11 protein-coding genes are annotated in these 13294 nt (G+C 34.4%); 3 read left to right on the top strand and 8 right to left on the bottom strand.

Annotation, left to right across the window (positions count from 1 at the left end; genetic code table 11):
• Positions 1-3 precede the first annotated feature (3 nt).
• On the top strand, positions 4-3174 hold the full coding sequence (locus BMW63_RS09475) for an efflux RND transporter permease subunit (protein WP_074723236.1): 3171 nt from the start codon (positions 4-6) through the stop codon (positions 3172-3174).
• Positions 3164-4564, top strand: coding sequence for an efflux transporter outer membrane subunit (locus tag BMW63_RS09470; protein ID WP_074723235.1), 1401 nt, complete (start codon positions 3164-3166; stop codon positions 4562-4564). Before BMW63_RS09475 ends, BMW63_RS09470 begins: the two co-directional genes overlap by 11 nt.
• Positions 4565-4761: 197 nt before the next feature.
• Here the strand turns inward: BMW63_RS09470 and BMW63_RS09465 are convergent, their stop codons facing one another.
• The 6 genes from BMW63_RS09465 to BMW63_RS09440 form a co-directional block, all read right to left on the bottom strand.
• A complete protein-coding gene (locus tag BMW63_RS09465; RefSeq protein WP_074723234.1) occupies positions 4762-5118 on the bottom strand; it encodes a DUF3088 family protein in 357 nt (118 codons plus the stop codon).
• Positions 5119-5277: 159 nt separating this feature from the next.
• Positions 5278-6429: a chromate efflux transporter gene (gene chrA / locus BMW63_RS09460; RefSeq protein ID WP_074723233.1), complete on the bottom strand. Its 1152-nt coding sequence runs from the start codon at positions 6427-6429 to the stop codon at positions 5278-5280.
• Between the two features lie 39 nt (positions 6430-6468).
• Complete coding sequence (locus BMW63_RS09455) at positions 6469-6810, bottom strand: GyrI-like domain-containing protein (RefSeq protein ID WP_074723232.1); 342 nt, start codon at positions 6808-6810, stop codon at positions 6469-6471.
• Between the two features lie 27 nt (positions 6811-6837).
• Positions 6838-7347, bottom strand: a complete 510-nt coding sequence (locus tag BMW63_RS09450) for a GNAT family N-acetyltransferase (protein ID WP_074723231.1) — start codon at positions 7345-7347, stop codon at positions 6838-6840.
• 187 nt (positions 7348-7534) lie between these two features.
• Entirely contained in the window at positions 7535-8848 is a 1314-nt protein-coding gene (locus BMW63_RS09445) for a serine hydrolase domain-containing protein (RefSeq protein ID WP_074723387.1), read from the bottom strand.
• 231 nt (positions 8849-9079) lie between these two features.
• Positions 9080-9289, bottom strand: coding sequence for a hypothetical protein (locus tag BMW63_RS09440; protein WP_074723230.1), 210 nt, complete (start codon positions 9287-9289; stop codon positions 9080-9082).
• A gap of 229 nt (positions 9290-9518) precedes the next feature.
• On the opposite strand from BMW63_RS09440, the gene BMW63_RS09435 reads away from it, so the two are divergent.
• A complete protein-coding gene (locus BMW63_RS09435; RefSeq protein ID WP_074723229.1) occupies positions 9519-10595 on the top strand; it encodes an IS110 family RNA-guided transposase in 1077 nt (358 codons plus the stop codon).
• Positions 10596-11108: 513 nt separating this feature from the next.
• Here BMW63_RS09435 and BMW63_RS09430 read toward each other — a convergent pair.
• Positions 11109-11669, bottom strand: coding sequence for a hypothetical protein (locus BMW63_RS09430; RefSeq protein ID WP_074723228.1), 561 nt, complete (start codon positions 11667-11669; stop codon positions 11109-11111).
• A gap of 159 nt (positions 11670-11828) precedes the next feature.
• Complete coding sequence (locus BMW63_RS09425; RefSeq protein WP_074723227.1) at positions 11829-13163, bottom strand: hypothetical protein; 1335 nt, start codon at positions 13161-13163, stop codon at positions 11829-11831.
• Between the last annotated feature and the right edge of the window lie 131 nt (positions 13164-13294).

Below are 13294 nucleotides of genomic sequence, written 5' to 3'. Positions count from 1 at the left end.
AAGATGTTAAAAACTTTTATAGAGAGACCTGTACTCTCGACCGTAATCTCAATTCTCATTACCATATTAGGTGTATTAGGATTGATGTCCTTACCCGTAGAACAATATCCCGAAATAGCACCGCCAACCGTACAGGTAACCGCCAATTATACTGGAGCCAACGCTGAAACGGTATTAAATAGTGTGGTAATTCCGCTGGAAGAAGAAATTAATGGTGTAGAAGGTATGACGTATATGACGTCTTCTGCAGCAAATGATGGTTCCGCTAAAATTTCTGTTTATTTTGCATTAGGGACTGATCCTGATATTGCGGCAGTAAACGTGCAAAATAGAGTAGCTAGAGCCACTAGTAAGTTGCCTACTGCAGTAGTACAAACTGGGGTTACCACAGTAAAAAGCCAAACTAGTTCTTTGATGTTCTTTGCATTATATTCTAAAAACAAAGCTTATGATGAAGTTTATATTCAGAATTATGCTAAAATCAACTTGGTACCCAAATTACAACGTGTAAAAGGAGTTGGTCAGGTAAATGTTTTTGGAGCCAAAGATTATTCGATGCGAATTTGGATTAATCCTGAAAAAATGGCTACTTATGGAATTGCTCCAAAAGATGTTCAGGCAGCCTTGCAAGAACAAAACGTGGAAGCTGCTCCAGGAAAATTTGGAGAGAATGCAGACGGAGTTTTTGAATATGTTATTAAATACAAAGGAAGACTTTCGGAAATAAAAGATTATGAGAATATCATTATCAAATCTACTGGAAACGGAAATTTCTTAAGAATTAAAGATGTAGCCACTGTTGAATTAGGCGGTTTCAATTATGGAACTAAGAATATCGCCATGGGCAAAGAAGGGGTTGTAGTAGGAGTTTTTCAAACTTCTGGTTCCAATGCCCAAGATATTACCACAGAGATCATGAGTATCTTAGAGGAGTCAAAAGTAGATTTCCCGTCTGGCGTAGACTATATTATTCCTTTTAACACTAAAACATTTCTGGATGCTTCTATCGACAAAGTAATACACACTTTAATCGAGGCTTTTCTATTGGTTTTTCTGGTTGTTTATTTATTCTTACAAGATTTTAGATCCACTTTAATTCCCGCTATCGCTGTACCAGTAGCTATTATAGGTACTTTTTTCTTCCTGCAAATATTTGGGTTCTCTATCAATATGCTAACGTTGTTTGCAATGATTTTGGCCATTGGTATTGTCGTTGATGATGCCATTGTCGTCGTCGAGGCAGTGCATGCTAAGCTAGATGAAGGCGCAAAATCAGGGAAGGAAGCTACGATTTCGGCAATGAATGAAATTACAGGAGCCATTGTTTCTATTACTTTAGTAATGGCGGCAGTATTTATTTCGGTATCGTTCTTAAGCGGACCATCGGGAGTATTTTACCAACAATTTGCTATTACTTTAGCGATTGCTATTTTAATTTCGGCGGTAAATGCCTTGACTTTAAGTCCTGCTTTATGTGCGTTGCTATTAAAACCGCATCCGGACTCTGACCATCATGATGCTAATTTTAAAGACCGTTTTTTCATTGCTTTCAACTCTAGTTTTGATCGAATGAATGCTAAGTATGTGAAATCTCTTGGTTTCTTAGCTGCAAAAAAATGGATTACCGTTGTTGGCTTATTAGTTTTTACTGGTATTACGATTTTGTTGTTCCAAACTACTCCTTCTGGATTTATCCCAAATGAAGATAGAGGAATTATCATGGCCGATTTAACACTTCCTCCTGGAACTACTTTGGAAAAGACTAAAAAGACCGTACAAGAATTGGATTCCATCATTGCTTCGATGGATATCGTTGAAGCCCGAATGAATATCGTAGGCTATAGCTTGCTAAACGGCGTAAATGGAGGTTCATATGCGTTTTCAGTAATTAAATTGAAAGACTGGAGCGAACGTACCGAAGCCAATCAATCTGTAGATGCTGTGGTTGGCCAATTGTTTGCCAAAACAGCCGGTTTAAAGGAGGGTCGTGCCTTATTCTTTACACCTCCAAGTGTACAAGGTTTTGGTAGTGCCGATGGTTTTGAATTGAAAGTACAAGACAAAGGAGATGATGATTGGGCAACCGTTAGTAAAGTGACAAACGAATTCTTAGGAGAGTTGATGAAACGTCCTGAAATTCAATATGCCATTACTAATTTCAATCCTACTTTCCCACAATATCAAATGGATATTAATATAGAAAGAGCAAAGGATGCTGGAGTAGCTATCTCTGACATATTTAATACCATGCAAGGCTATTATGGTGGATTGTATACAACGGATTTCAACAAGTTTGGAAAACAATACCGAGTAATGATTCAAGCAAAACCGGAAGACAGGGCAAACCTTGAATCGATTAACAATATTTATGTTAAAAATGGAGCCGGTCAAAAAGTGGCAATCAGTCAGTTTGTAGATTTTAAAAGAATATACGGTCCTGAGGCTGTTGCTCGTTTTAACATGCTAAAAGCCGTTAATATTAACGGTAAAGCAAACGCTGGATTTAGTTCTGGTGATGCTATTAAAGCGGTTCAAGAAGTAGCAGCACAACATTTACCAAAATCATATACCTATGAATTCTCAGGAATGACACGTGAAGAGATTCTTGCAGGGAACCAAGCTCTTGGGGTGTTCTTATTAAGTTTAATCTTTGTTTACTTCTTATTAAGTGCGCAGTACGAAAGTTATTTAGTACCATTATCAGTATTACTTTCACTTCCTGTAGGTATTGCTGGTGCTATCGGTTTTGTAAAACTCGCAGGATTAGAAAATAATATCTATTTCCAGGTGGCTCTAATCATGTTGATTGGACTACTCGCCAAAAATGCGATTTTGATTGTGGAGTTTGCTATACAAAGGCGACGAAACGGAATGGACTTGACACAAGCGGCTATTGAAGGTGCAAAAGCACGTTTACGTCCTATCCTGATGACTTCGTTGGCATTTATCTTCGGGTTAATGCCATTGGCACTAGCCTCTGGAGTTGGCGCTGTAGGAAACCGTTCTATTGGTATGGGTGCCGTTGGAGGAATGCTTATCGGAACTATTTTTGGAGTTTTTGTTATTCCAATTTTGTTTGTAATCTTTCAAGGATTACAAGAGCGTATCTCTGGAAAGCCAGTAGATACTAAAGAATCAAATGTTGCACTTTTAGAAGAAGAAAATGAAAAATAAAATATATAGAGTCGCGCTTTTAGGACTAACAGCAACTGTAATGCAATCGTGTTTTGTTGCCAAAGACTATAAAAGACCCGAATTAAAAACAGCTGATTTGTATCGTAATGAAGTGGTGTCGACTGACACTACTTCATTAGCAAATGTATCCTGGGATAAAATTTTTACTGACCCGCTTTTGCAAGGCTATATTTCAAAAGGCTTACAGAATAATTTGGATATCCGCATTGCTATGCAAAATATTGTGGCAGCACAGGCAACGATGAAACAAGGAAAATCAGGCTACTTCCCTAGCCTGTCTGTAGGAACAGACTGGACTCATCAAGAATTGTCTAAAAACAGTCAGTTTGGAGCTTTTTTGGCAGACCGTAGTACGAATCAATACCAATTGTCAGGAAATCTTTCTTGGGAAGCGGACATCTGGGGGAAAATAAGAAGCAATAAACGCGCTACTAATGCTGCTTATCTACAAACAACGGCAGTAAATCAAGCGATAAAAACACAATTAATTGCAAATATCGCGACCGTTTATTATCAATTGCTTTCAGTAGATGCACAAATAAAAGTAGCTGAGGAAACTTTAATCAACAGGGATAAAAGTGTCGAAACTATTATTGCACTTAAAAAAGCTGGGAATGTTACTGAAGTTGGGGTCAAACAAACAGAAGCTCAAAAATATGCTACTCAAATCATCATTGCTGATTTGAAGAATAACATCATTATCCTGGAGAATACGATGAGTATACTTCTTGGAGAACCTTCGGCTAAAATTGAACGTAATACTTTTGAATCTCAGTCTATGCAACCAGCAATTACCTTAGGGGTTCCTGCCAGTTTGTTGAGAAACAGACCAGACGTGATTGCAGCAGAATATAATTTGATTACTAATTTTGAAATGACAAATGTGGCCAAAAGTGGATTTTATCCAACTTTAAAGGTTACCGCTTCAGGAGGATTTCAAAGTATTGATTTGAAAGAATGGTTTAGTGCTAATTCTATCTTTGCTAATGTAATTACGGGTTTAACACAACCTATTTTCAATCAAAGACAAGTAAAAACGAAGTTTGAAATAGCGAAAGCAAATCAAGAGAAAGCGTATTTACAGTTTGAACAATCACTGCTTACTGCTGGTAAAGAAGTTTCGGATGCACTGGCACAGTACAATAATGAGACCTATAAAATTACAATTCGTACAAAACAGGCAGATGCACTTAAAAAAGCATCTAATTACTCCGATGAATTGTTAACCTATGGCTTAGCAAATTATCTCGAAGTATTAACGTCTAAAAATGACGCTTTAAATGCTGAATTAAGTTTAGTAGACAATAAGTTCCAACAATACAAAGCGGTAATTCAATTGTACAAAGCCCTTGGTGGTGGATGGCAATAAAGGATTTCGAATAAAAATATAATAAGTTGTTAATTCAAAAAAAGCCACTGAGTATCGTACTTAGTGGCTTTTTTGCGTTTTGTAAAAGCTTTTGACTGATTTCTATTCTTAAAGTATAAAAATAATGCAAAAGGTTATTTGTAAAACATTGATTTAAATTGATTTCAAAGGCAGTTCATTTCCATATATAGCTCTATCTACGGATGCATTAGACCAACATTATATTTTTCAGATAAAAATTTTGCAATCAAAGTAGTAGAATTTATGAACAGAACGTCCTCGTAAGCTGTAAAATAGCTAACATCTATATTATGAGTTTCCTCTTTTGAAATGATAACTACAGGACTACCCTGGTTCTCTTCTCCTATTAATGCTACAATTTTCCTTCTGGGTGTCGTGAAGTCTACATAAACGATGTCTAATTCCTTTCTAAGATCTGGATAATAGCTTAGAATACCTTCAATAATAGCACAGTCTGGACAATAATAGAGCGTTCCCTTCTTATCTGCTTTTGGGTCAATAAAATTTGGCTCTAATAAAAATAATTGAATCATAATATTTTTTTTATTTTTTATATTTTTTAAATCAGCGGAAGGCGATATTTGTTGTTTTATTTCCTATTCAAATTAAATACTTCTTTGCCATGCTGCCCTGCTGATAAAACGCATGTATTAGCTCCAAAATTATATTTTTTTTCGAAAAAAATAATTAGTTTAAACAAAGTAATCAAATATTCCAAGTGTTAGCAAATAGCCCAATACTGCTCCGCCCAAAACAATAATTGCACTGTTTACTTTTTTGTAATTAAACACAATTACAACACTCACTATGGCTATTAAAATCGTTCGCCAGTCTGTGATCGTTTCCTTACCCAATTCATAACAAATGGAGACGATTATAGCGATAGAGGCCACGTTTACGGCATCCAAAAATACAGCAAAAGACTTCGAATTCCTCATCTTTTTTACCAAAGGATTTAATAATGCTACAAACACAAATGAAGGTAAAAATATCGCCAGCGTTGCAATGAGTGCGCCGGATATTCCATTGATTTGATACCCCACAAAAGTAACCGAGGAGAAAACGGGTCCCGGTGTGAATTGTCCCACCGCAATGGCATCTATCAATTGGGTTCGTGTCAGCAATCCTTTGGCTACCAATTCGGCATCCAAAAAAGCAAAAAGTACATAGCCACTGCCATATAAGATTGCACCAATTTTTAAGAAAATTAGAAATAAATTAAAATTTGTAGGTGCAAGTAAAGCCGTTTTAGAAACCGGAACTAGTGTGAGCGAAATCCAGCTGTTCCCTTTTACATTCGAATTGGGTTCGGTTAATGAATTCCAAAACAACGCTAGGAATCCGGCACCAAAAAGTAGTGCAATTTCATTGAACTGCAACAGCGAAAGCAGTAAAATAATACTACCTATAACTCCTAACCGAATTGTCTTCAAGGATTTTTTTGCCAAAGGAAAAATGGCACCCAGAATAATCGCAATTATCGCGGGTTTTATGCCATACAAAAAAGGTTGTATTTCAGGTAACTGACCGTATTCTTTATAAAGCCAGGCAAAGATTCCTGTTAAGATAACGGCTGGGACAATAAAACACATGCCCGCAACAATAAGTCCCTTCCACCCTGCCCTTTCATGACCAATATGAATTGCCATTTCGGTACTATTAGGCCCTGGAATTAAATTAGTAGCTCCTATTAAATCTAAAAAATGCTGTTCCTCAAGCCACTTTTTTTTAACAACTACTTCCTCTCGCATCATAGAGATGTGCGCGGCTGGACCACCAAAACCTATAATTCCTAACTTTAAAAAAAGTGCAGCTACTTCTTTTAATTTTTGTTTTTCATTCATTACGATCGCTCGTTTATTATTTTATTTATGATGGGTCAGTTATTTTTTTTTAAGTTTTATCGGTATCCAAATTTCCTCTTCGGAATCAGGATCGTCATTTTTATATTTAGCACCATAAATTTCAAAATGAGGTCTGTAATCTATAATATATTCTGAACTAGGCAACCAAGAAGCAAAAATATATTCAAATGCAACTGGAACGCCACTCGCATCGCCTTTGTAATTAAAAACAGTATAAAGTCTGCTGTTGATTGTAAAAGATTCCATATTGTTAGGAATTCTTTTAAAACCAGTGACCGCTATCGCAGCCCAATATTCAAAGGAGTCATGGGATTTGTGCTGAGCCGTCTGTGTTACGTTTTTGGTTGCACAGACTTTCAGTTTTCTACAAATTAGTACTCTTTGTTTTTATAACGCTAATTTATAAAGTAGCACCTCTTCTGTATCGTCTGTAAGTTTAATTTTTTTCTCAAACTTAAGTCCTAGTTTCATCAATAATTTTTGAGATCCTGTATTTTTTTCTGAGGTGATCGCACTAATTTCTGTTAAATTAAAGTCAGTAAAAGCGGCTTCTTTTAGCGTATTGGCGCTTTCAAAACCGTATCCTTTATTTTCATATTTTGGAAGAAAAGCAAACCCAATATCTATACCTTCCAGACCCTCCCGATCGTAAAGTCCGCAGAAACCTATTTTTGCATCATCAAATTTTCTAGTGACCGTAAAATTCCCAAAACCATTTTTTTGGATTGATGGAACGATCTTAGTTTCGATATATACTTCGGCATCTTCGATGCTATTTAATTTTCTATCTCCAATAAACTCTAGCCATTTTGGAGAGTTGAATACTTCTAAAATTAATGCTGCATCTTCTGCAGTGGTGGGTGTTAGAAATAGTCGGTTTGTTTCAAATGTTTTCAATTCGTTTGGTTTTAAAATTCAAATTGTGTGTTTTTACCTAAAAATTCCGATCCTCTTTTCCGAAATTTACAAAAGTAAATATACTACAATTGTCCTACAAAAAATAGGTATTTATACGCGAATTTTTAAGAATTTTGCTATTAAGGATTATAGAACAACAACGATTCTCCTTCTAGTGCTCTAAAAACTACTTCTTTGTCAAAACATTTTTTGTTCCGCCCTGAATGATGGTCATTTGATTTGCTGTTGGATTAAATTCCAATACAATTCCAGCTGCTCTAAATTCGAATGTGTCTTTTTTAATAGCGTCCAACGGAAAACCGCCTTGTCCCGTTGCTTGCGCCATCAATTTCGCATCATCCTTTGTAACAGTAATAGCTAATGGAAATGCAGTACTTGCGTATACTCCTAAATATTGATCTAAATCTTCTGTCTTTAGGTCTAAAGTGGTAAACGTGGGAATTTCAAATTTTCTATTATAATAGCTCGATAAAATGGCGATGACAATGTCGTTATTCCCATAATTAATCCCATTTGAAGTGATAGCAATACTCAGTTTACTCTCTGGGAAATACGATATTGCCGAGCGAAATCCATCGATTCCTCCAGTATGTCCGTATCCTATTTTATCATAAAACGGCACCTGAAAAATCCCCATTCCGTATTTATCTTGGATTGTTTTCATTTGTTCCAATGAAGCTGCAGAAATCAATTTTCCAGTAAATAATCCATCAATAAACTGTGTTAGATCAGTTGGGGTTGATACCATCGCTCCTGCGCCCATTGGGATTGAGGTGTTAGTTTCTGTTTCCTTGTTCCATTTGTCTGTATAGCTGTAGGAATAACATTCGTTGTTAGCGATACTTATTTTACCTCCAAAATAAGTGTTTTTTAAATCTAAGAGCTTCACAATTTTTGTTTGCACCAATGCGGCATAAGGCTTTTTGTAGACTTCCTCTAGAATATAACTCAACAACACATAATTAGAGTTGCTGTATTCTCCTGTACTGTTGGGTTCAAAAACACTTTTACCGTTGGCAATGATAGCAACCATTTCTTTGGCAGTTTTGGCTGTTGCGCTGTAGGACATATACTCAGGAGCGTTGGTGAAATTATAAATCCCACTGCGGTGGTTTAATAAATTGCCAATAGTAATTTTAGCAGCATTTTGAATAGTTGGGAAATAGCCTTCAATAGTTTGATTCAGGCTTAATTTCTTTTCCTCGATGGCTTTAAAAACTAAGGCCGAGGTAAACATTTTAGAGATGGAACCAATTCTATATTTGGTAGAAATGGTTGTTGTTTTATTACTTGCCATATCATCTTTTCCTATGGCATTCGTATAGATAATTTTCCCGTTCTCAGATACGGCAACGCTTCCCATATACTTGTCTTTGGATTCCAAAACCTGAAACAGACTATCAATTTTAGCTTTATTGAAGTTTTGAGCAAATGTGGGAATGGAAACAAGTAGAACTAAAAAGACAAGGATTTTTTTCATATTGTATTTATTTATAATGGTTTGCGTATTGGTGAAGTAAAAATAGGTAAAACTTCTTTTTGTTGACATTCTTTATGAGTACACTTCCGAAGTTTCGGAAGCAATTTTGCACCAGCTTTAAGTTTGTAAATCAAACTGGTATAAATAAACACAATCAATACCCCATGCTGTCATTAGGACAAAAGAGAAATCTCCGCGTGCTTTGCGGTTACATATCGCAGCGTTAGGAGTTTATTTCTTGATACTCTTTTCAGCATTTCTAATGTCTAGGTAAGACTTCATAAACAATACTGCTATTGCCATTCTAAACAATCGATAAACCCAAATATTAACTTCCCAGAAGAAAATTTTTTGTGTCTTTTCGATATCAAATAAGGAATCAATAAAAGATATTAAAAATAAAATAGCCAATGCTAAATAAACGTTTTTGTGCATTTTCATATTAAAATTATTAGGTATTTTTTGTTACTATTATTTTAGTGACAACTTTGTAGTTGACTTTCGTTTCGGGCACAAGCGAGACGCTTGCGCTAGCGGGAGTTCCGTTCAACCGCGGTTTCATTGTTGGCTTTTCAAGCCCAACGAGCATCTATGTAAAAGCAGTAAATTGAGCCTCAAAATAATTACTAACTGCAGTACAGTTTTGGCTGTCTGCTAATACTTTAATGATATGAGTACTCAAATTACTACTAGTCCAAAAGTATATATTGGTTTGGATATACACAAGAAAACATGGACAGTTTCAATTCAGACCGATTTATTTTTATATAAAACGTATTCTATGCCTTCAAAATCTTGTGATTTAGAGCAATATGTAACTAATAATTTTCATAATCATGAGGTTTATTTAGTTTATGAAGTAGGTTGTTGTGGGTTTTCTGTAGCTCGCTATTTTTTAAATTTAGGATGGAATGTACTAGTGGTCAATCCAGCTGACGTGAAAACAGGAAATAAAGAACGCTATCAGAAAACAGATGCTTTGGATGCCAAAAATTTATCCAACCAGTTGAAATCTGGCACTTTAAAAGGAATCAATATCCCTACAGAGGATGAGGATCAGTTCACGAGTTTGGCACGCCATAGAACACAGGTTACAAAAAAATTGAGGACAACTAAATTGCATATCAAGAGTTTATTGTTGTTTCACGCAATAGAAATCCCCGTAGAATATGATAATTCGAATTGGTCTAATGGTTTTATAGAATGGTTAGAAAAGGTGAAATTTAGTACTACTTGTGGAGATTTAGCTTTACAAGGAAAAATTAGAATGTATAAATTTGTAAAAACAGAATATTTAGAAATTGCCAATCAAATGCGAGCCTATTGTCGAAAAAGCCACAAAGAAGATTACAATTTATTGAAGAGTATTCCTGGTATTGGGGGTTATCTAGCCTCTGTTATTATTGCAGAATGTGGTGATTTGAGGCGTTTCAATACCGAGGGACAATTTGCTAGTTTTGTTGGAATTGTTCCTGGAATACATAATAGCGGTGGTAGCGAGAAATGTTTGGGAATAACTCCTCGGAGCCGAAGTCAATTACGAAGCTACTTGATTGAAGCGGCTTGGATGGCTGTGAGGAAAGATCTTGAAATGCAACAGTATTATAGAAAACATCAAGGAAAAAATGTAAAAAGCATCATCGTAAAAGTAGCACATAAAATGACTCGAAGGATATTAGCAGTTATTAAGACACAAACCCCATATAAAATTAATAAAAACATAGTTTTAGAAAAATCAATAGCATAAAATTAAAAAATAAGAGTAGCGAAAATCAAAAAATAACTTTCTTAAAAGTCTCACAAAATGACAAGAAAAAATAGACTGCAAAGCTAAGGTGGTAGCCACGCTAAAGCGTGGGCTACATAACGAGCAGGCAGCTATTTTATTATTCTTACAACCACACAGGTGCTGGTGGCTATTGATTTAGACCACAAATAGGAGCCTGAGCTTTAAGAATTTAAAGGAAAAATATGATATAAAAGAGGAAAAAAAAATCGTGGCATTATTGAAAAAGTTAGAATAACTTTTTCTGTCCAAAGCCTACGGCGGACAAAAAGTTGTTTCCAACTTTTCCAACAAGCCGTTGGAACGGCATTTTATACTCGAAAATCACCCATATATCGCTCAGAGAAAAAGTTGTTGATAACTTTAATTGCTTTACATAGGAACCTTAGCTGTTGTAAGTAGTTTTTACCATATTTTCCACCAAGGTTTAATATTTCTTTGTTTTGAAATTATATTTTCTAATTTAACTGCACTTTATTCGACTCTTACCTCATTGGTAATATTTGATTCTATAAAATTTGGAGGAAATGTTTTTGACCCTTCAATGTAATGATATATTGCTTTCCCAAAGCCAATTTCAGCTTCTATGTTAGGACTTTGTTGAATGATAAAAGCAGTTGCAATTGCAGTTGATTGAGCTAATTGTTCAAAAGTCAAATTATACTTATTCATTATTTCTAATGCCTGATTCTGCACCAAATTAATTGCATTTATAAAGTCAATACTAGTTTCATTTGCTGAACTCTCATTCATTTTCTGATTATCTATTGTTATTCCAAAACTATATAAAACATTATGAGTTAAGTTAACCAATTCAGGTCCTTTTATGTTAGCGTTTTCAGACAGCATAACAGTTCCAGGTTTTGCATCTTTAATTTGAAAATCAAAAGATCTAAATAATAGACTTCCAGCAAGTCTCGCACAAGTCGAAATTGCGTCTATTATATTTATTTCTCTTTTTTCATCACCTAGTTTTGAAGCAATCAACTCAACAATGTCATTTACAGCTTCATTCTGTTCTTTACTAATATTCATTTTTTGGATTTTTCGGTTTAATATTGCCTACAACGTTTCTCCACTGTGAGATGGCTGGAAATTTGTAACCTTTTAGTTTCAGCTTAACCCAAACTTAATGCGGAACGGTAATTCCACTAAATTCCAGCTATATCAAAACAGCGGTTGGCAGATGTTTTTTTACTCTACTTTTATAAGTTTTGTAATTTTTTCAACTAATTCTCCTATTTCAGATAAGTTAGAAGGTACACTTTTGGATTCTTTTGATGTTTTAGTTCTGTTTCTTAAAGGGTCTTTATGTATTTCTTCTAATGCAGTTTTGATATAATGTATGTATTCTTCATTATTTTCTGTACCATTCTTTTTCAATTGCTCCGAAAAGCCAACTATTGATTTTGCTAAAACCATTTTATAAGCATAATCCTCAATAATATTTTTTTGCTTTGTATATTGGTTTGCACAAAATATTGCGCCAATAATAGGTAATGGTAATAAAGAAATACGAGCAATTAATATTCCAATATCATTTGGTATTGTGTGTAAAATCCAAATACCTAAACCAACTGTACCTAATAAACAAATTATTGCTCCAAAAACCCAACTTCCAAAGACCCATCTATTATCTGCATTTTCGTATTGAACTTGAAACGATGCGCTTATACCTTCAGCTGTTTTATAATTCAATGCTTTTTTGGCAGATTCAACAAGATTATTAGCTTCTGATAAAATTTTTTTTCTTTCAGTTTCGTAACTGATTAGTTTTTGGTTATTGTCGTTTGTTAAGACTTCCAATTCGCTTAATCGTTTTTCTCGTTCTTGAACTTTATTAGCAAAAGAAGTTATTAGCTTCTCATTGGATTTGCTTTCAGTCATTGAATTGACAATTTCTTCTAAATTATCGTCTGCTTTTTCTTTTGCTATTACTAAATCTTCATTGTATGATTTTAAAGATTCGGTTTGTTTTGTCAGTTCAAGTTTTTTCGCAATTATTGTTTCTAATTCAGTTTCAATTTCCTCCAATTTTTCGTTACTGGATTCAATATTTTCATTTATACTTTCATTATCTTTTTCAATTTCAGCTTTAATTTTTTTAACTTCATTTAATTCATCTTGGAGTTCAAGTTTAATTTTGGTAACGTTACTTATTTCATTTTCAAACTCAATTTGCCTTTCAGAAATTCCTCTGACATTAAAATTCCGTGTAAGAATTTTTAATTCTTCAAAATGAGTAATGTAATTATTTGGAGATTCAAAATATGTATTTATAGTGTTTAAATAACTGTATATATTATTTCTTTCTGTATAAGTTGAAATAGCAACAAATCTATTTGGAGCTTTTGTCAGTGTTGAGATATCAATTAATAAAGTATCAAGACCTCCAACAATACCTTTGAAAGTATATTCATTTTCACTTCCGTAGGTGTTTGTTTTGAATTGGCTGTAATTTACAGATTTGATTTTCTCACGAATTTCATCTCGTTTTTCTCGAATATTTTTTATTGAAGTTAATTCCATATGTTAATTTCTGGTTTCTGCGGTAAAATATCTGCCAACGTCAGTCTGTGAAAAAACCTCCGTTTAATTCTATCAAATATAAACAAATAATCTAATTATTAGACAGAAAAGTTGTATATTTAATGATGCAA

The sequence above is a fragment of the Flavobacterium frigoris genome (genome assembly GCF_900111075.1).
Taxonomy (GTDB): domain Bacteria; phylum Bacteroidota; class Bacteroidia; order Flavobacteriales; family Flavobacteriaceae; genus Flavobacterium; species Flavobacterium frigoris.
This window is presented reverse-complemented; position numbering and strand designations above follow the sequence as displayed.